The organism is Nocardia sp. NPDC057663 (genome assembly GCF_042799895.1).
Lineage (GTDB): Bacteria > Actinomycetota > Actinomycetes > Mycobacteriales > Mycobacteriaceae > Nocardia.
Window position 1 is genome coordinate 314,090 of sequence record NZ_JBHVHX010000006.1, and the last position, 19,143, is coordinate 333,232.

At 65.8% G+C, this 19,143-nt stretch carries 15 protein-coding genes; 8 read left to right on the forward strand and 7 right to left on the reverse strand.

Features of this window, described 5'->3' with window-relative positions:
* Positions 1–19: 19 nt before the first annotated feature.
* The 4 genes from pks13 (at position 20) to ACFVAV_RS17045 (ending at position 7,542) form a co-directional block, all read left to right on the forward strand.
* Complete coding sequence (pks13, locus tag ACFVAV_RS17030) at positions 20–5,218, forward strand: polyketide synthase Pks13 (protein WP_379035841.1); 5,199 nt, start codon at positions 20–22, stop codon at positions 5,216–5,218.
* Complete coding sequence (locus ACFVAV_RS17035) at positions 5,215–6,759, forward strand: acyl-CoA carboxylase subunit beta (protein WP_379035842.1); 1,545 nt, start codon at positions 5,215–5,217, stop codon at positions 6,757–6,759. Before pks13 ends, ACFVAV_RS17035 begins: the two co-directional genes overlap by 4 nt.
* A 106-nt stretch (positions 6,760–6,865) precedes the next feature.
* The gene (locus tag ACFVAV_RS17040; protein ID WP_379035843.1) at positions 6,866–7,120 is read left to right on the forward strand and encodes a hypothetical protein; all 255 of its coding nucleotides are present in this window, start codon (positions 6,866–6,868) and stop codon (positions 7,118–7,120) included.
* A complete protein-coding gene (locus ACFVAV_RS17045; protein ID WP_379035844.1) occupies positions 7,117–7,542 on the forward strand; it encodes a TA system VapC family ribonuclease toxin in 426 nt (141 codons plus the stop codon). Before ACFVAV_RS17040 ends, ACFVAV_RS17045 begins: the two co-directional genes overlap by 4 nt.
* Positions 7,543–7,606: 64 nt before the next feature.
* Here ACFVAV_RS17045 and ACFVAV_RS17050 read toward each other — a convergent pair whose 3' ends face one another.
* Genes ACFVAV_RS17050 through ACFVAV_RS17065 form a run of 4 tightly spaced genes read right to left on the reverse strand, consistent with a single transcriptional unit; the run spans position 7,607 to position 10,677 of the window.
* Positions 7,607–8,380 carry an ESX secretion-associated protein EspG gene (locus tag ACFVAV_RS17050; RefSeq protein WP_379035845.1) on the reverse strand — a complete coding sequence of 258 codons (774 nt, stop codon included), beginning with the start codon at positions 8,378–8,380 and terminating at the stop codon, positions 7,607–7,609.
* Positions 8,377–9,741 carry a hypothetical protein gene (locus tag ACFVAV_RS17055; RefSeq protein ID WP_379035846.1) on the reverse strand — a complete coding sequence of 455 codons (1,365 nt, stop codon included), beginning with the start codon at positions 9,739–9,741 and terminating at the stop codon, positions 8,377–8,379. Before ACFVAV_RS17055 ends, ACFVAV_RS17050 begins: the two co-directional genes overlap by 4 nt.
* Positions 9,741–10,130, reverse strand: coding sequence for a hypothetical protein (locus ACFVAV_RS17060; protein WP_379035847.1), 390 nt, complete (start codon positions 10,128–10,130; stop codon positions 9,741–9,743). Before ACFVAV_RS17060 ends, ACFVAV_RS17055 begins: the two co-directional genes overlap by 1 nt.
* A 10-nt stretch (positions 10,131–10,140) precedes the next feature.
* Positions 10,141–10,677: a DUF3558 domain-containing protein gene (locus ACFVAV_RS17065; RefSeq protein ID WP_379035848.1), complete on the reverse strand. Its 537-nt coding sequence runs from the start codon at positions 10,675–10,677 to the stop codon at positions 10,141–10,143.
* Between the two features lie 429 nt (positions 10,678–11,106).
* Here ACFVAV_RS17065 and ACFVAV_RS17070 point away from each other — a divergent pair, with 429 nt between their 5' ends.
* The 3 genes from ACFVAV_RS17070 to ACFVAV_RS17080 all read left to right on the forward strand — a co-directional run bounded on the left by ACFVAV_RS17070 (position 11,107) and on the right by ACFVAV_RS17080 (position 13,627).
* Complete coding sequence (locus tag ACFVAV_RS17070; protein WP_379035849.1) at positions 11,107–12,069, forward strand: hypothetical protein; 963 nt, start codon at positions 11,107–11,109, stop codon at positions 12,067–12,069.
* Positions 12,070–12,428: 359 nt separating this feature from the next.
* Entirely contained in the window at positions 12,429–13,220 is a 792-nt protein-coding gene (locus tag ACFVAV_RS17075) for a hypothetical protein (protein ID WP_379035850.1), read from the forward strand.
* Positions 13,199–13,627, forward strand: coding sequence for a hypothetical protein (locus ACFVAV_RS17080; RefSeq protein WP_379035852.1), 429 nt, complete (start codon positions 13,199–13,201; stop codon positions 13,625–13,627). The genes ACFVAV_RS17075 and ACFVAV_RS17080 overlap by 22 nt, the downstream gene beginning before the upstream one ends.
* A gap of 90 nt (positions 13,628–13,717) precedes the next feature.
* Here the strand turns inward: ACFVAV_RS17080 and ACFVAV_RS17085 are convergent, their stop codons facing one another.
* Positions 13,718–14,215: a peptidylprolyl isomerase gene (locus ACFVAV_RS17085; protein ID WP_379035853.1), complete on the reverse strand. Its 498-nt coding sequence runs from the start codon at positions 14,213–14,215 to the stop codon at positions 13,718–13,720.
* Between the two features lie 233 nt (positions 14,216–14,448).
* Positions 14,449–15,096, reverse strand: a complete 648-nt coding sequence (locus ACFVAV_RS17090) for a hypothetical protein (protein WP_378856326.1) — start codon at positions 15,094–15,096, stop codon at positions 14,449–14,451.
* A 463-nt stretch (positions 15,097–15,559) separates the two neighbouring features.
* Here ACFVAV_RS17090 and ACFVAV_RS17095 point away from each other — a divergent pair, with 463 nt between their 5' ends.
* Complete coding sequence (locus ACFVAV_RS17095; RefSeq protein ID WP_379035854.1) at positions 15,560–18,892, forward strand: arabinosyltransferase domain-containing protein; 3,333 nt, start codon at positions 15,560–15,562, stop codon at positions 18,890–18,892.
* Positions 18,893–18,967: 75 nt separating this feature from the next.
* Here the strand turns inward: ACFVAV_RS17095 and ACFVAV_RS17100 are convergent, their stop codons facing one another.
* Positions 18,968–19,129 (reverse strand): hypothetical protein, encoded by a 162-nt coding sequence (locus tag ACFVAV_RS17100; protein WP_218721237.1) that lies wholly within the window; start codon positions 19,127–19,129, stop codon positions 18,968–18,970.
* Positions 19,130–19,143 lie beyond the last annotated feature (14 nt).

Genomic DNA, 19,143 nt, shown 5'->3' on the forward strand with positions numbered 1-19,143 from the left:
CAGGTAGCTTGAGGAATTGATGGCTGACAACGAGGGCACGCCCACCCAGAACCCCGAAGTTCCCGCGACGAGCACCCCTGCGGGTGATCACTCGGTTGCCGAGGTGCGCGACTGGCTGCGGAAATGGGTCGCGGACGCGACCGGGCAGTCGGTCGACGCGATCACGGTCGACCGGCCGATGGAGGAGTTCGGGCTGGCCTCGCGCGATGCCCTCGCCCTCGGTGGCGACATCGAGGACTACACCGGTGTCTCGCTCGCCCCGACGGTGATCTACCAGCATCCGACGATCGCGTCGCTGGCCGAGATCATCGTCAACGGTGAGCCGGAGCCCGCCGCCGAGAACGACGCGGACTACACCGCCGCGTTCACGCCGAGCGAGGCGCACGACATCGCGGTTGTCGGCCTGTCGACACGGCTGCCGGGCGCGGGCAATACGCCCGAGTCGACCTGGGAGTTCATCATCGGTCGCGGCGACGCGATCCGGGAGCTGCCCGAGGGACGCTGGGCTGAGTTCCTGAGCGATCCCACCGTGGCCGCGGCCGTCGCCGGGGGCAAGACCAGGGGCGGCTACCTCGACCAGGACGTCGTCAAGGGCTTCGACGCCGAGTTCTTCGCGACCTCGCCGGTCGAGGTCGAGCGGATGGATCCGCAGCAGCGACTGATGATGGAGCTCACCTGGGAGGCGCTCGAGCACGCGCGGATTCCGGCGAGCGACCTCAAGGGCGCGCTTGTCGGCATGTTCATCGGTTCCTCGTCCAGCGATTTCGGGATGATCGCCGCACTCGCGCTCGGTGAGACCGACCCCGATGTGCCCGCGTCGGCCGAGGGCTACGCGATCATGGGCAGCTCCAACGGCATCATCGCCAACCGGGTGTCCTACTTCTACGACTTCCGTGGCCCGTCGGTCACCGTGGACACCGCCTGCTCGTCCACCCTCGTCGCGGTGCATCAGGCGGTGCGCGCGTTGCGGGAGGGCGACGCCGAGGTGGCGCTGGCCGGCGGTGTGAACATGCTGCTGATGCCGTTCCCGACGCTCGGTTTCGCGCCGGGCACCTCCGCGGACGGTCGCATCAAGGCGTTCTCCTCCGATGCCGACGGCATGGTTCGTTCCGAGGGCGCGGGCCTGGTCGTGCTCAAGCGGCTCGCCGACGCCGAACGCGACGGCGACCACATCTACGCGGTGGTCAAGGGCTCGGCGGTCAACAACGACGGCCGCTCCAACGGCCTGCTCGCGCCGAACCCGGACGCGCAGGCCGACGTGCTGCGCCGCGCCTACCGCGACGCGGGCATCGTCCCGTCCTCGGTCGACTACATCGAGGCGCACGGCACCGGCACCCCCATCGGCGACCCCATCGAAGCCGAGGCGCTCGCTCGCGTCGTCGGCCGTGGCCGTGACGCCGACAAGCCCGCCCTGCTCGGCTCGGCCAAGACCAACTTCGGTCACCTCGAATCCGGCGCGGGCGCGGCCAGCCTCGCCAAGGTGCTGATGTCGTTCCAGCACAACGTGATTCCGCCGAACATCAACTACGCGGGCCCGAGCCCCTACATCCCGTTCGAGCAGGCCAACCTCAAGGTCGTCGACGAGCCGACCGAGTACCCGCGCTACAGCGGCGTCGCGACCGTCGGCATCTCCGGCTTCGGTTTCGGTGGCACCAACGCCCACGTCGTGTTGCAGGAATACGTGCCGACCCCGGCCGTTCCCGATGTCGATGTGACGGCCGAGCAGGTTGCCGCCCACGAGCTTGCCGGCGAAGAGGCCACCGATGTGGTCGCCGAGGCTGCCGCGATCGTCGCCGCCGCCGAGGACACGGAACCTGTTCTCGAGTGGGACGGCGAGCGCGCCGAGCCGCTGCCGGTGATCCTGGCCGTCTCCGCCTACCTGCCCTCGCGCCGCAAGCGCGCCGCCGCCGAGCTGGCCGACTGGCTGGAGGGCCCGGGCAAGGACGTGCCGCTGGCCGATGTCGCCCGGTCGCTGGCCAAGCGCAGTCATCACCGTTCCCGCGGTGTGGTGCTGGCCAAGACGCACGAGGAGGCCGTCGCCGGTCTGCGCGCCATTGCCGAGGGCAAGCCCGGTGCCGGTGTGTTCACTGCCGATTCCCCGGCCGCCGCCGCGCCGGTCTGGGTGATGTGTGGCTTCGGCGCGCAGCACCGCAAGATGTCCAAGCAGCTCTACAACGAGAACTCGATCTTCCGCAAGACCGTCGACGAGGTCGACGAGCTGGTGCAGGACGAGGCGGGCTACTCGATCCGCGAGATGTTCCTCGACGACGAGCAGGACTACGACGTCGGCACCTGCCAGGTCGGCATCTTCACCACCCAGCTGGGTCTGGCCGCGGTGCTGCGCGCACACGGCGCGGAACCCGCCGCGGTGGTCGGTCATTCGATGGGTGAGGTCGCGGGCGCGTACATCGCGGGCGGCCTGAGCCTCGAGGACGCGGTGCGCGTGATCTGCGCCCGCTCGCGCCTGATGGGCGAGGGCGAGCAGATGATCACCGAGGACGACGTGCGCAATATGGCACTCGTCGAGCTCAGCGCCCACGACGTGGCCGAGCTGCTGCCGCGCTTCCCCGACGTGGAGTGCGCGGTCTACGCCGCGCCGACCAACACCGTCATCGGCGGTCCGCGCGAGCAGGTCGAGCAGATCGTCGCCGAGGTGGAGGGCATGGGCAAGTTCGCCCGCATCCTGCCCACCCGCGGCGCGGGCCACACCTCGCAGATGGACCCGCTGCTCGGCGAGCTCGCCGCCGAACTGGCAGGCATCGAGCCCACCTCGCTGAAGACCGGCCTCTACTCGACCGTGCACGAGGGCCTGTTCTTCCGGCCCGGTTCCGACCCGATCCACGACGAGCCCTACTGGGTGAAGAACATGCGCCACGCCGTGTACTTCACCAACGCGATCAAGGCCGCCGTCGATTCCGGGCACACCACGTTCCTGGAGCTGGCGCCCAATTCCGTTGCGCTGATGCAGGTCCTGGGCACCACGTTCGCCGCGGGTGTGCACGACGCGCAGCTCATCCCGACGCTCAAGCGCAAGGAAGACGAGTCCGCCGGTGTCATCGGCGCGCTCGCCCAGCTCTACGTGCACGGCCACGCGGTGAACCTGAGTTCGTTGCTGCCCCAGGGTGATTACGCCGATGTGCCGCGAACCGCGTTCGTGCGCAAGCAGTACTGGCCCAAGGCCACCTTCGCCGCGGGTGGCGGCAACAGCCGGGTGCCCGGCGCGCATGTCGCCATGCCGGACGGCCGCCACGCCTGGGAGGTGCAGGCGGGGTCGGTCACCGATCTGACCGCGCTGGTGCGAGCCGCTGCCGCGCAGGTGCTGTCGGATGTGGCCGTGACGGTCTCGCACCCGCACGCCGCGCTGCCCACCACCGGCACGCTGACCACCACCCTCACCCCGCACCTCGGTGGTGCGTCGGTGCAGGTGCACGCGAAGACCCCGGTCGGCTTCACCCTGCTGTTCGACGCGGTCGTCACCTCCGGTGTCGCGCTGCCCGAACCGGTTGCCGCCGTTGCCGTTCCGGTTGCCGTCGCCGAACCGACCGCCGCCGAGGTGGCCGTGGCGACCAGCGACCGCTGGGACCCCAACGGCAGTGAGACCGTCGAGCAGCGACTGTGCGTCATCGTCGCCGAGTCGATGGGCTACGCCGTCGAGGACCTCCCGATGGAGATCCCGCTGATGGAGCTCGGCCTGGACTCGCTGATGGCGATGCGCATCAAGAACCGCGTCGAATACGAGTTCGACATCCCGCAGCTGCAGATCTCCGCCGTGCGCGACGCCAGCCTCCACGAGGTGTCGAAGGTGCTGCGCTACGCGATCGAGCATCGCGACGAGGTCGCGGCGATGGCGGAGAAGCAGGCTGCTGCCAAGGCGGCGGGCGAGGATGTCGAGATCGGTGTCGACGCCAACTTCGTCGAGGCCGCGCGTGCGGCTATCGCGGCGGGGGAGGATCCGCTGGCTGCTGCCAAGCAGGCCGGTGCGGAGCTGCCGTCGTCGGAAGCTGCTGTCGCCGAATCGGTTACGGCTCAGCCTCCTGTCGAGGCGACAGAGCCGGAGTCGACTGAGACTGCCGTCGAGGCTGCTGAGTCGAATGTCCCCGACGTCGACTACTTCGCCGACGCAAGTGCGGATGAAGACAACGTCCCTCCGCGTGATGCGGCTGAACGCCTGACCTACGCGACCTGGGCTGTCGTCACCGGTACTTCCCCCGGCGGCGTTTTCAACACTCTGCCGATCCTGGAAGAGGAGGTCGCCGAGAAGATGGCAGCCCGCCTCACCGAGCGGATCAAGGCAGAGGTCACCGTCGACGACGTGCTCGATTGCGAGTCGATCGAGCAGCTGGCCGAAGTCGTGCGCACCTTGCAGGACAGTGGTGCCGACGTCGACGGATTCGTGCGTCCACTGCGGGCACGTGCCGAGGGCTCGGATGCTGTGCCGGTCTTCGTGTTCCACCCGTCGGGTGGTAACACCCTCGTGTACGAGCCGCTGCTGAAGCGCCTTCCCGCTGACACGCCGATGTACGGATTCGAGCGGGTCGAGGGCGATATCGAGGAACGTGCTCGGCAGTACCTGCCCGAGCTGCGCAAGATCCAGGGCAACGGTCCGTACGTGCTCTACGGCTGGTCGCTCGGCGCCGTACTGTCGCTGCAGGTCGCACAGCTGCTCCGCGAGGAAGGCGCCGATGTGCGCGTCGTCGGCCTGATCGACCTGGCCCTCCCGGTCAAGGGTGAGGACAACAGCCCCGAGGAGCGGGTGCGCCGCATCCAGCGTTACCAGCAGTTCGCCAAGACCACCTACGGCGTCGAGGGCGAACTGCCCGACGAACAGCTGCAGGAACTCGCCCAAGCCAACGACGAGGAGCAGTACGACATCGTCGCCAGTCTGGTGAAGCTCACCGGCGCCAAGATCCCCGGTGGCGTGCTCGAGCACCAGCGCACCTCGTGGATCGAGAGCCGTCATCTCGCGAAGGCGCAGCCGACCCGATACGACGGTGACGCCGTGCTCTACCTGGCCGATCGCTACCACGACGGCATGATCGAGCTCGAGCCCCGCTTCGCCGATCGCAAGCCCAACGGTGGTTGGGACGAGTACATCCCGAACCTGGAGATCGTCCACATCCCCGGCGATCACCTCCAGATCGTGGACGAGCCGCGAATCGGCCAGATCGGTGCGGACCTGTCCGCCAAGCTGGGGAAGATCGCTAAGGGAGAGAAGTGAGCACGACCGCCGAAAAGCTTGCCGATCTACATCAGCGCCTCGAGCTCGCCAAAGAGCCCGCAGGCGCGAAGGGGATCGAGAAGCGCGCGCGGAAGGGCATTCCGAGTGCCCGCGACCGGATCAACATGCTGATGGACCCGGGCACCTTCGTCGAGATCGGTGCCCTGGTCCGCAAGCCCGGCGACCCGGACGCGCTCTACGGTGACGGTGTGGTCGTCGGGCACGGCATGGTCGACGGTCGTCCGGTGGCGGTGTTCTCGCACGACCAGACCGTCTACGGCGGTTCGGTCGGTGAGGCGTTCGGCCGCAAGCTGTGCGGCATCATGCAGTACGCGTCCAAGGTCGGCATCCCGCTGGTCGGTATCAACGATTCCGGCGGCGCGCGCGTGCAGGAGGCGATCAGCTCGCTGGCCTGGTACGCCTGGATGGCGACCAATCTCGAGCCGCTGTCCGGGATGGTGCCGCTGGTCTCGCTGATCCTCGGCAACTGTGCCGGTGGCGCGGTGTACGAGCCGATCTGCACCGATGTGGTGGTGGCGACCGAGTCCGCGCACATGTTCGTCACCGGCCCGAAGATCATCAAAGAGGTCACCGGCGAAGACGTCAGCCTCGAGGAACTCGGCGGTGCGCGCACGCAGGCCGAGTACGGCAACATCCACCACGTCGCCAAGAACGAGGAAGCGGCGTTCACCTGGGTGCGTGAGTACCTGAGTTACCTGCCGAGCAGCTGCCAGGAACTGCCGCCGGTGGTGAACCCCGGTCTGGAACCGGAGATCACCGACTCCGACCGCGAGCTGAACACGCTCATGCCCGATTCCGACAACGCCGGCTACGACATGCACGACATCCTGTTGCGCATCTTCGACGACGGTGAGTTCAAGGAGATCAGCGCCGAGACCGGCCCGAATATCATCACCGGTTTCTCCCGCGTCGACGGCAAGACCGTCGGTGTCGTCGCCAACCAGCCGCTGGCCTCTGCCGGCGCCCTCGACGCGCGCGCCTCCGACAAGGCCTCGCACTTTGTGCGGCTGTGCGATGCGTTCGAGATCCCGCTGGTCTTCGTCGTCGACACTCCCGGGTTCCTCCCCGGCGTCGAACAGGAGAAGGTCGGCGTGATCAAGCGCGGTGGCCGCTTCCTGTTCTCCTACGTCGAGGCCTCGGTTCCCAAGATCACCCTCGTCGTCCGCAAGTCCTATGGCGGCGGCTACGCGGTGATGGGCTCCAAGCAGCTCGGCGCCGACATCAACCTCGCCTGGCCGACCGCCCGTCTCGCGGTCATGGGCGCCGAAGGCGCCGTCAGCCTGCTCGGCGCCGCCCAGATCGCGGCCGCCCCCGAAGACCAGCGCGCCGCCATCCGCCAGAACCTCGTCGATTTCTACAACGCCAACATCGCCACCCCCTGGGTAGCCGCCGAACGCGGCTTCATCGACGCGGTCATCGAACCGGCCACCACCCGCCTCGAAATCCGCCGAGCCCTGAAACTGCTGCAGGACAAGAAGATCCAGCGCAACCCCCGCAAACACCACGTCCTGCCGCTGTAATCACCACCCGTAGCGGGCCGCCCCGGAGACCATCCGAGGCGGCCCGTTTTGCGTATCCAAGGCCGCAGCAGCTGCCGGCGCCGCGCCGAAGTGCTAATATGCTTTTATGCGCACCACGGTTGACCTATCTCCCGCACTCATGCAGGCGGCCAAGATCGCTGCCGCTGCGCGCGGGATCAGCCTCAAGGAACTGTTCACCAAGGCACTTGCGCGAGAGGTCGGTGCTTCGCCTTCGCCGCACGTCGGCAGGGTCACTTTCCCCTTGGTCGGTGCCAGTGACGCGCGGCCTCTCCGGGAAATCACCAATGCCGACATCGCGGACATCTTCGACTCCGAAGACGTCGAGAGGTACGGTCGGTGACCCTGATCGATGTGGGGCTGTGGCTTGCGGCCGTGTACGGAAGGCACACCCATCACCGCGCCGCCGCGGCATGGTTCGATGCGCAGTCGGACAGCTTGCTGATGTGCAGGGTTACGCAGACAGGCCTTCTGCGGCTGCTGTCCAATCCATCGGTGATGGATACCGAAGTCTTGTCCCGCAGCGATGCCTGGCGGGTCGTTGACCAACTCAATGCCGACGAGCGGGTGTTGTGGGCCGACGAGCCCGCTGCACTGGAGCCGGTGTTCCGAGCCCTGTCGGCGCGTAACGATCACAGCCACAAGCTGTGGACAGACGACTATCTGGCGGCCTTCGCCCAGTCCAGCGGCGTTGCACTGGCGACCCTCGACCGCAAGCTCGCTGGACGTTATCCCTCCGTGGATGTCGTGACAGTTTTCGCCTGATCCGTCACGTCGGCGACGACCGCGCCACGTATCTCGGCGATCGCCGAACTCGCGTCGGGCGATCTCAGCGAGCCGTCTGAACTCGGTCGGTGAGGCTGTTGATCCGGGCTTGCAGGCGGCGGTGGACCTCCTCGGGTGGGCCCGGGATGACGGTGAAGTTCTCGGCGTCGTGGTGTTGCATCAGGTAGCGGCCGTCGTCCGGGTAGTCCAGCCAGAGGAAGGCGCTGCCGTCGGTGGTGGGGCGGGCGTCGATCTCGAAGCCGGGGTAGACGGTGATGGTGCCGGTGCCGGTGCGCGGGCGTTTCAGGAAGCGCTGCAGGTGTTCGGTGTTCGAGAGCTTGGTGGGGTGACGGCTGTAGACCGGGGTGTCGAGGTCGCTGCGCCTGCCTTCGAAGCGGGGTTCGGCGCCGCCGGAGCAGCGGGGCAGGTGACCGACGATTTCGGCTGCCACCAGGTGGGCGGGATGGCGGCTGAGGACGATGTCGCCGGCTCCACGGCGATCACGTTCCGAGTGCTGCACTGCCACAACGGCTTCCGCGTCGATGATGCCGGCGTGGATACCGATCACCTCGTTCTGCCGCGCACCATGAAAGCCCTGGATTTCCACGCGTACCCGCGGTTCCAGCAGGAGTTCCAGTGCGCGATGCAGGGATTCGTCGTAGACCTGTCGCAGGCGCTGTGCACTGCGTGCCCGCCTGAGCGTGAATTCGTTGGCGGTTTCCCGGAACTCGGGCTGGTAGCGCAGCGGGTAGGGCAGTCGGTCGCGACCGACTGCCTCGAGGGCGATGGTGAAGGCGAGACCGTCCAGCTGCCAGCGCATGGGGTGTGAGGTGCTCATCCGCCGATCACACCGCCGGTCGGGAGGCTCGGCGGCAGCTGGCCGATGAGATCATGCTCGCGATCCTGGATCAGGTAGTCCGGGGTCTGATGCTCGTTCTCGTCGTCGCGTCCGCCGCCTCGTCCGCCGCCGCCCATCATGCCCGGCATGCCGGACATCCCGCGGGCGCCGGCGCCCGCGGCGCGGCCGGCGGTGCTCCCCGCCGGGGTCGCGGTCGTGGGGCTGCCGGGTACCGAGCGGCCCGCGCCCGGCGCCTGTGCCGTCCCGCCGAGACCGGGTGATCCGCCGCCGGGTGTTCCGCCGGTGCCGGTGCCGGGAGCGGTGCCCGGTGTGGCTGCCGGGTTCTGCTGGGTGGCGGCCGGCGTCGTCGGCTCGGCGGTCGTGGTGGGTGTCGTCGACGTGGGGGTGGTGTCGTCCTCGGCCTCGTCGTCCTCGGTGTCGTCATCCGGGGTCTCGGTCGTCGGGGTCGTCGTCTGTGGTGTTGTCGTCTGCGGTGCGGTCTGGTCCCCGCCAGGGTTCGAGCCGTTGGGGTTGCCGGCGTTCGACCCGCCCCCGCCGTTGGTCAGGCCGCTCCCGGTGCCATCACCGGGCAGGCCGTCGCCGACCGGATTCTTCGCCACGGCCAGCACCGGCGTCGTGGTGTCGACGGTGCTGGCTTGCGGCGTGTAGACGCGTTCCAGGATCTCCCGGGCGGCTCGTTCGGCTTCGTCGGCCCGGAACTGCTCGGTTTTGAGGTAGTCGGTGCCCGGGATCGCGCCGAGGAGCTCCTCGTCCCACGACACGTCTTTGGGCTCGTCGATCGCCAGCTTCGCCTGCTTCAGCGCGCCTTCCATCAGGTCGATGCCATTGGCGACCATCTGGAACGTCGTCGGCAGTTTCTCCGCCTCCGTCGCATAGCTGCGCACTCCGTCGATCGCGGCGTTCGCGCTCGTGCCGGCCCAGCCCTCGTTGATCGCGGTGTCGATCCGGGTGCGGAAGTTGGTCACCGCGTCCGTCATGCCGGTTGTCAACCGTCGCCAGCCATCGGCGCCCGCATTGATCTCACCGGCCGATACGCCCGGTTGATCGCCCTTGCCGTTCAGCGCATCCCAGATCTCCTGATGGGTCAGCGTGGCAAACCCTTCCAGCTTTCCGGTCAGTACGGCTTTCGAGTAGGTGCCGTCGAATCCTGTCTCGAGCCGTGCGCGTTCGGACTCGATGATCGTGCGATCGCCACTCACCTCGTTGTTCGCCGCGACGCCGAGTTCCCCTCGGGCCTTGGCTTCGTCATAGGAGGTGCTGTAGCCGTCATAGATGGCCTTGCCCTCGGCGGCGACCGCGCCGACAGCGACGACCGCGAGCGCGATCAGCGGTAGCGGCATCAGATCCCCTCCCCGTTCGCGGCGATATCGCCGGCGTTCTGGCCGTCGACGGCCTGCAGTTTGCCGATCGCGGCGGCGAAGGTATCGCGCATGAGCTGGGCGATCTCGATGTGCGAGGCCAGGCGTTTGTCAGCCGAGTCGTTCGGGTCGTCCGCGCTGCCGCTGACGGCTTTCTGCTCGAATTTCTGCTTCAGCAGGATTGCGGTTTCGAGGCCGCCCCAGCCGGAGAGGTGCTCGAGCTCCTTGGTGTCGTTCTTCAACTCGGCGAGTTCGGTGACGTACTGCTCGCACGCGGAGCGCAAGGCCTCGCCGAGGCCTTCTTCCATGCGGAAGGTTCCGGCAAGGGCTTGCTGCTTGAGGTTTCGCCAATATGTGGCTTGGTCTGTCATTTGCATCCCCCTACTTCGGCAGACCAGGCTCGAGGTCGGCTGCGTACTTGGCAGCCATCTCGCACACGTCACCGACGCGTGGCCCCTCGTTACTCAGCCAGGACACGCGTACCTCGAACATGCCTTGGTCGGCTTCGAACGCTACATAGCAACCATCCGGGTCGTTGTTCTCTCGGAATGTCAGTCCTGGTCTCGGGCCCACGGTGGTCTCGCGAACATCGACAAGACTCTCTTTTACCCGAGTTTCGGAGAGGGTGTGGCTTGTCGAGAACACTGAGACCCGACGGCTGCCAGCGCCATACCGATCGTCGATCGGCTTCCAATTGCATACTCGCCACGTCGAGGGGCCGGTGGGCGGATCGGTCAGCACACGCTTCGTTGTCGGGTCCAACCCCGCCCCGCGCAGCACCTCGTCACTCAACTGACTGCACACGTTGAACACAACGATCTTGTCCAGATCCCGTGGCGTCGGCCGCGCAGACCCGGTCTCCCCACCCGTCCCGCACCCGCTGACCGCAGCCGAAACCACGACAGTGCCGACAGCCACCCGAATCATCCCAGCGCTTCGCACAACTCTCCCAGTTCGCCTGCGACAACATGTTCTCAGTAGCTTGGACGCACCGAGCCCCGGATCGGTTCCGTCGAATACTCCATCGACCCAAAGTGGTCCTGAGCCTACCGCCAGGGTGATGGACCGGTAACCGTGGTCGACCTGCGCTCGGCGATGGGGCAGGTCCTACGAAAGCCCTGGTGGGGTCAGCGGTTTGGTTAGGTGTGGATTCGCACGGAGGAGGGCCGCGACTGTCGACGGGCGAGCGGGCCGGGGGTGAGCTGATCTGGACCCAGATGCGCTCGGACGGATGCGCCGGCGACTGATCCCGGCTATGGTGGCGTCGATTGGTCGAATTCGACGTATTAGGTACTGGAGCGGCGGATAGATCGATTATTCGCACGATGTTGCGGATAGATCAGACTGTTGAATGCCGAAGGGGGCCGCATTGTGGCAAGTCAAGGTTGGTATAACCACTACGACGATCCAGACGAGTACTGGGACGATGAGCCACTGGTGGTCCAGCGCCCGTTCAGAACCGATGCCGCGTTTTCTGCACCGGCATCTGATGCGGATGTCCGGAGTAGCAAACTAGGTGTAGAGCCCGCTCAGCCTGCTCACGTGCAACGAACCACCGATGGTGGAGCTGAGGCTACAACGGAAAGCCTGCTGCAAAGGATATCCGCGTTCCAAACTTACGCGCAAGAGACTCAGCGCTTGCTTGGTAGTGCATTGAGTGCGGCGCCTACGCAGTCGACTGGTATGGATTCCAAGGGAATTGTCACTGCAACAGTCGCTGGACAGCGGAATGAGTTTGTTTCAGCAAATATTGTGGACAACTGGGAGAATCGAATTTATGCGAGTCAGTTGAGCGATGCTATAGGCACCGCAGTTCGCGTTGCTGAGCGGGCGCACGGCGCCGCCATATCTGCGGCTCTGGTCGGGAGCGGAGCGATGATGCGCCTGAAAGAAATGAGACCTGAAGAGTTTCAATCAGCGCCCCCGACTCCGCCATGGTCGCCTGTCGACACCGAGGCGCCATCGCTGAATCAGATCGCCGATGCGGCATTTGATTTGGTCAGTACGTCGAGCGAGGAGTCCGCCGTTTCGCCGCAGGGTAACCTGACCGGCAAAAATACAGGTGAGGGTGGCGATGAAGCTGGACGAGTTACCGTTGAGCTTTCACCTGATGGATCGTTCGTGAGCTGCACAGTGGATGCCTTCTGGGCTGCGGGAAGAAGCGGTTCGTCAGTGTCATGGGCATTAAATGAAGCGGTAGCGGCGGCGCGGCTAGGCCTAACGCGGCGATCGGTTGAACACTTCTCGCAATCTCCCGCTGATCGACTGATATCGGGTGCAATTGCGTACCTATCCAACCTCGCCCCCTGATCTGGAGCAACTCGAATGGCGCCAAGGCCTACCGCGCAGCAACTCAAAGTCGCAACCGACGATCTGCGTACCGAAGCCCGGACCTGGGCTGATGGATCGAACTCGCTGACATCCATTGCAAACGAAGTATCTGCGCTCAAGTTCAACCGAATTGAGGCGGGACTCTTTCAGCTGATTGTATCGACGCACTCCGAGCTTGTTGATGCGGTATCGGAGCGATGCAAAGAAGGCTCGGTAGCCTTCGATGCAACAGGGTCTACGCTAAAGATTGTCGCAGACACCTATGACGATGAAGACCGGCGATATGCTGACCAGCTAAAAGATGTATGGTGAGGAATTCGTGATACGAGGGGGTTATTATGGAATTTAGTATCGATCAGTTCGAGCAGATTGTCGAAGGGATCGAAAAGAAGCTCGATGAACTGCGAGTGGACATCGATTCAACTCCCAAGATTGTGAGCAGTGCAGTCGACCATTGGTGGGTGAATGACGCAATGGAAGCGGCTATCAGGTGGTGCGGCGATAAAATTGTAGAGTTTGCCACTTGGGTTATTGATACTATTGTTGACCTACTCAAGGGGGTTGCGGCGCCAATATATCTCGCCGTCACGTCCTATGACTGGCTCAGTATCAGGGGTGACGCTTCACAAGTCGCGTCAAATGTTGATCCGGTTGTCTTGAAATCTAGTAGTGAGTGGCAAGGTGCCGCTCAATTTGCGTATCGCAATGCTGCGACCGCGCATAATGCTGCTGCAAAACGGATCAGCGATATCGGAAAGGATGCGGCAGTAGCGCTCGGCGCGTCAGCGGCGGCTGGCCTGGTTTTCTATGCAGGCATTCTCGCCGTTGCGGTAAAGGCTGCCGTTGCTGTTACTACGGCGCTCGGAGGTATAGCGTCAGGCGTCTTCTCGTGGGCAGGGGTGGCGCTGATAGCGGAGGAGGCAATCGCTGATCCAGCTATGATAACGGCACTGGTTGCTGGAATTACTGCAGTACTCGGCGCGCAAGTTACTTCTTTGCTTGCATTGAAAGCGACGGCAACAGGCAATGAGATCTGGCCGGGAGGTAAGTGGCCTGATGCTTCTACCAGCACCTTCGATAACGGAACGCGATTGGACGGTACCGCTGAGTGGTCCGTGAAGTCGGTATAGTGAATCGGGCGCACGGTCGCACGGAAACACTGGGTACCATCTACGCTCTTTGGGTAATACTGCCGGCGCTACTTTTTGCACTGCTGCTATGGAAATTAGGCGGTACGGGCAGTACGCGTGGTATCGCGGCAGAGATCGGCATAGCTGTGTTGATCGCCTCTGCAGTGGTCGCGACTTGCAGTATTGTCGCGCTGTGGACAGCTGATCGGCGCACGCCATGGCTGAACTATGCGGCAGGATTGCTCTTGATACTGGTCGCTGGGGCGAATATTGGTGTAGGACTATTGGTAAAGTCTGACGTTCAGGCGGTTTCAGGAACGATCGTCTTCGCGGTGTTCATGTGGGTTGCAATATTCGTAACCCTGGTTTCATTGCAACTTATCCGGATGACGTGGCGTCGCAAGTAGGCTCGCGTGGGTGGGCGGCAACCGTGTCATTTTGGGCGAGTCGGGCCGCCACCGAATCTCACGGTGACGGCCCGACTCGGCATCGAATGATTAAGCGACGGTGGCGGATTCGATGATGACGTCGGCCTTGGGGACGTCCTGGTGGGGGCCCGCGTTGCCGGTCTCGACGGCGGCGATCTTGTCGACGACCTCGGTGCCGTCGGCGACCTTGCCGAAGACGGCGTAGCCCCAGCCCTGGCCCTGGGGGGCGGTGTGGTTGAGGAAGGCGTTGTCGGAGACGTTGATGAAGAACTGGGCGGTGGCCGAGTGCGGGTCGTTGGTGCGGGCCATCGCGACGGTGTACTTGTTGTTCTTGAGGCCGTTGGTGGCCTCGTTCTCGATCGGCGCCTGGGTGGGCTTCTGCTTCAGGCCGGGCTCGAACCCGCCGCCCTGAACCATGAAGTTGGGGATGACGCGGTGGAACACGGTGCCGTCGTAATGGCCCGCTTTCACGTAGTTCACGAAGTTGGCGACCGTGTTCGGCGCGGCCTGGTCGTCCAACTCGAGCACGATCTGTCCGTAGTTGGTTTCGAGATTCACCTTGGTCATGGAGTCGAGTCTAGGGAGGGGAGAGGGCCGGAAGGGAGTGGGGTCCGGATCGATGGGTGCCGAAGGAACTGACGGATGTGCGGCGCACGTCGAAATCCGCCCACCGGCATGCGGTGCGCGTTTGGTTGATCGGATATAGTTTTTAAGGAACCCGCGTGCCTGAGGCGCACGCGGGTTCTTTTACTGCACACCCATTCAGCGTGCCGAATTCAAGGTGACTTCGGCACGGTGAATCAGGGGCCGACGGTAATCGGCACCGACGGGGTGGTGGTGTTGTTCACGGCGTATTTGCCCGTCACCTGCCCGGTCGTGGCGCTGGTCGGGCAGCCGAAGCTGCCGGTCACCTTGATCGGGGCCGGCGCATTGGTCGCCTGCACGGTCGACGGGCTGCCGTTGGTCCAGGTGCCTGCCAGGCTCGCCGCCGCGGTGGGGGCGACGACGATCTTGCAGGAGGCCAGGCCGCTGGTCTGGATGACCATGCCGCCCTGCGGGATATTGATGGTCCCGGCGATCGGCGTGCCGTTCTGGCCCGTGATCGACCAGCTGCCGCTGGTGGTCACGGTCGCGCTCACGCCCCACATGCTGGTCGTGCAGCCGGTGAAGGTGGGCGCGCTGATCGGGACGGTGATCGGGCCGCTGGGGTTGGTGTTGTTCGGTGCCGCGGGCACCGCGCCGGTGGCGTTCGAGGTGGTGCAGGTGATGCTGACACCACCCGCGACCGCCTTCACCGTGCCCACATTGGTCGCCGAGACCGCGGCGCCCGCGGGTGCGACCGTGGTCGAGCCGGCCGCCGTCGCCGGGCCGATGCCGAAGGTCGTGGCGGCGACCAGACAGCCTGCGGTGGCCAGTGTCGCCCGCGCGAAGAATTGATTGTCGAACATTGCGTACTCCTTGGTGAAATCGACAGTCACGTGATGTGAAGCTGTCGTGTTCAAGAATACGAAAGGCATTTTTCGGTAGTGCATTGTTGGCGCCTACCATTTCGTGTGGAAACCTTCGCGAATCGGCCCCCGATGTCCCGGATCGCCTTTATCATGCGGGACTGTTACCGCGCGTAACGGTTACTGTGTTTTTTATCTATATGCACCGTGCACACTGGTAACATCGAAAAACTCCTGTGCCGCGCTCGGTTGTCCGCGGATCACCTGGTTCGGACCTGGATCGATAGCGAATTCACATAGCGCCGAAACGGCTGGTCGCCCTACGTCGACCTGCTGCTCGGCCGGGTAGGCGCACGTCGCACCCTTAATGAAACGCTTGAACTTCACACCGTAGCGTGCTGCATGTCCACAGGCACGGCGTGCAACCCCTCACAAATAACAGGGTGCGGATACGATGCCCACCGTGCCAGACGCCGCAACTGCCGTTCTCACCAAGCCGCCCGCCGCGCCGGTGGCGTCCCCGAAGGACTTCCGGGTCGCGCGATGGATCGCGCTGGTCGCCGGACTCCTCGGCGCCCTGTTCGCGGTGGCGACGCCGTTCCTGCCGGTCACCCAGACGACCGCGCAGCTGAACTGGCCGCAGAACGGCAAGCTCGGCAATATCCAGGCACCGCTGATGTCGCAGGTGCCGATCGATCTGAACGTCACCATCCCGTGCTCGGCGGTCGCGACGCTGCCCGAACAGGGCGGCATGCTGCTGGCCACCGCGCCGCCGCAGGGCGACCGGGCCGCGCTCGAGGCGCTGTTCGTCCGCGTCTCCGACACCTCGGTGGACGTGGTCGATCGCAACGCGGTGGTCGCCTCGGCGGACCGCGCGGCGATGGACCAGTGCTCCGCGATCGTCATCAGCTCCGACCAGAACCGCACGACCGCGGAATTCCGGGGCATGACCAAGGAGGTCGAGCGGCCGATCACCGGTCAGCCGGGCGCGGTCGAGACCGTGCGGGCGCCCGTGCAGGGTCAGCTCGCCGGTGACTTGCGGCCGCAGATCGTCGGCGTGTTCTCCGATCTCAAGGGCGCCGTGCCGGACGGCCTGTCGCTGACCTCGACGATCGACTCGCGGTTCTCCTCCAGCCCGTCGCTGGTGAAGCTGATCGCGATCATCGCGGCGGCGCTGTGCACCCTGCTGGCGCTCGGCGCGCTGGCCGTGCTCGACGGCAGCGACGGGCGCGGGCACCGCCGGTTCCTGCCGAAGAACTGGCTGAAGCCGACCTGGGCCGACGGCGCGGTCATCGGCACCCTGCTGGTCTGGCATTTCGTCGGCGCCAACACCTCCGACGACGGCTACATCCTGTCGATGGTGCGAGTCGCGCCCGACGCGGGCTACACGGCCAACTACTTCCGCTGGTACGGCGTGCCCGAGGCGCCGTTCGGCTGGTACTACTACGTCATCCAGGTCTTCGCCGAGATCTCCACGGCCAGCCCGTGGGTGCGCCTGCCCGCGCTGCTGTGCGGAATCCTGTGCTGGATGGTCATCAGCCGCGAGGTGGTGCCCCGCCTCGGCAACGCGGTCAAGCGCTCGCAGGTGGCACTGTGGACCGGCGGCCTGGTGTTCCTGGCCTTCTGGCTGCCGTTCGACAACGGCCTGCGCTCGGAGCCCATCGTCGCCCTCGGCGCGCTGCTGACCTGGGTCTCGATCGAACGCGCCATCGCCACCGGCAGGCTGCTGCCCGCGGGCATGGCGGTGCTGATCGCGGCGTTCACCCTCGCCGCCGCCCCGACCGGTCTGATGTGTGTGGCCGCGCTGCTGGCCGGTATCCGCCCGCTGGTGCGGATCGTCGTGCGCAGGCACCGCGAGTTCGGCACGCTGCCGCTGCTCGCTCCGATCGCCTCGGCGGGTCTGCTCGTGCTGGTGGTGGTCTACGGCGACCAGACCTTCGCCGGCATCCAGGAAGCCAACCGGGTGCGGCAGGCCACCGGGCCGAACCTGGCCTGGTACGAGGACTACCTGCGCTACTACTACATGTTCGTCGAGACCGTCGACGGCTCGCTGGCCCGGCGCTTCGCCTTCCTGGTGATGCTGCTGTGCCTGTTCACCACGCTGCTGGTGCTGCTGCGCCGCCGCCAGGTGCCCGGCATCGCGTCCGGCCCGACCTGGCGCCTGATGGGGATCGTCTTCGGCACCATCTTCTTCATGATGTTCAACCCGACGAAGTGGACCCACCATTTCGGCGCGTACGCGGGCATCGCCGGTTCGCTGGCCGCGGTCACGGCGGTGGCCGTCTCGCAGAGCGCGCTGCGCTCACGCAAGAACCGAGCTATCTTCCTGGCCGGATTGCTGTTCGTGCTCGCGCTGTCGTTCTCGGGCATCAACGGTTACTGGTACGTGTCCAGCTACGGCGTGCCGTGGTTCGACAAGACCATCTCGCTGGGTGGCGTCCGTTCCAACACGGTGATGCTGATCCTGTTCGGCGTGGCGCTGGCCCTGGTCGGCTGGTACGCGCTGCGCGAGGACTACGTGAAACCGCAGCCGTCGGCGAGGACCGAGCGGGGCAGGCGGATCCGCAAGTTCGCCGCCATCCCGCTGACCATCGTGGTCGGGCTGATGGTGCTGTTCGAGGTGCTCTCGCTGGTCAAGGGCGCCACCCAGCAGTACCCGGGGTACTCGCTGGCCCGCTCCAACATCGACGCCATCGGCGGCAATGCCTGCGGTCTGGCCAACGACGTGCTGGTCGAATCCGATCCGAACGGCGGCAGGCTCGACGCGATCGTCGACCCGGCCCGCCCGTTCACCGACCCGAACGATCCGCTCGCGGGCACCGGCGCGGTCGGCTTCACGCCCAACGGCGTGCCGGGCGACCTGTCCGCCGACGCGGTCGAGGTGAAGCCGGGTACCGGTAACACCAGCAACCAGTCGGTCGGCGCCGCCTTCGCCGAGGGTGAGAGCGCGGGCACCGGTGGCGGTGAGGGCGCGCTCGGCGTCAACGGGTCGACCGTCGCGCTGCCGTTCGGGCTCGACCCGGCGCAGACCCCGATCCTGGGCTCCTACCAGGAAGGCGTGCAGCAGCCCGCGCTCCTGGAGTCGGCCTGGTACGGGCTGCCCGCCCGCTCGGACGACTCACCGCTGGTCGTGATCTCGGCGGCGGGCCGCATCGCCTCCAAGGACGACTCCGGCGCCGACAAGTACGGACAGTCGCTGCTCGTCGAATACGGCACCCGCAATCCCGACGGCAGCGTCACCACGCTCGGCACCTATCTGCCGCGCGATATCGGCCCGTTCCCGTCGTGGCGCAACCTGCGCGTGCCGGTGGCCGACCTGCCCGCCGAGACGAACGCGGTCCGCATCGTCGCCAACGACCCGATCCTGATCGGTGACCAGTGGCTGGCGTTCACCCCGCCGCGAGTGCCGAAGCTGCGGACGCTGGACAGCGTCATCGGCCGCACCCAGCCGGTGCTGCTGGACTGGGCCGTCGGCCTGCAGTTCCCGTGCCAGCGGCCGTTCGCGCACCACAACGGCGTCGCCGAGGTGCCGAACTACCGCATCCTGCCGGACCGCCCGCTGGCGATCTCGTCCACCGACACCTGGCAGGCCCAGGAGTTCGGCGGCCCGCTCGGCTTCTCGCAGATGCTGGCGAGCCGGGTCACCATCCCGACCTACCTGAAGGACGACTGGGCTCGCGACTGGGGTTCGCTGGAACGCTACAACCAGTACCTCAGGGCCGAGCCCGCCCAGCTCGCGACGGGCACCGCCCCGCGCAGCGGCCTGTGGACCCCCGGTCCGCTGCGGGTCTTCTGACCTGAGCCCGAGACAGTAAAAGGCGCGGACCACCTAGGTGGTCCGCGCCTTTGGCCGTTGATGAGGGTGCAGGAGTCAAACGTTGAGCATGCGACGGTTGAGGTCGCGGCGTAACACCTCTTGTGAAGGCAATCTATCCAGTACCCGCATCACGGCCGGTCGTAGTTCCTTTTTCTCGTCATCGCTGAGCAGCTCGACGAGATCTCGCAGATCCATGTCATCGAAGGCTCCTGTCATACCCATGAGGGTAC

Coding starts and splice junctions, on each gene's coding strand:
- pks13 (WP_379035841.1), top strand. CDS start 20: ATGGCTGACAACGAGGGCACGCCCACCCAGAACCCCGAAGTTCCCGCG.
- ACFVAV_RS17040 (WP_379035843.1), top strand. CDS start 6,866: ATGCGCACCACGGTTGACCTATCTCCCGCACTCATGCAGGCGGCCAAG.
- ACFVAV_RS17050 (WP_379035845.1), bottom strand. CDS start 8,380: ATGAGCACCTCACACCCCATGCGCTGGCAGCTGGACGGTCTCGCCTTC.
- ACFVAV_RS17055 (WP_379035846.1), bottom strand. CDS start 9,741: ATGCCGCTACCGCTGATCGCGCTCGCGGTCGTCGCTGTCGGCGCGGTC.
- ACFVAV_RS17060 (WP_379035847.1), bottom strand. CDS start 10,130: ATGACAGACCAAGCCACATATTGGCGAAACCTCAAGCAGCAAGCCCTT.
- ACFVAV_RS17075 (WP_379035850.1), top strand. CDS start 12,429: ATGGAATTTAGTATCGATCAGTTCGAGCAGATTGTCGAAGGGATCGAA.
- ACFVAV_RS17085 (WP_379035853.1), bottom strand. CDS start 14,215: ATGACCAAGGTGAATCTCGAAACCAACTACGGACAGATCGTGCTCGAG.
- ACFVAV_RS17090 (WP_378856326.1), bottom strand. CDS start 15,096: ATGTTCGACAATCAATTCTTCGCGCGGGCGACACTGGCCACCGCAGGC.
- ACFVAV_RS17100 (WP_218721237.1), bottom strand. CDS start 19,129: ATGACAGGAGCCTTCGATGACATGGATCTGCGAGATCTCGTCGAGCTG.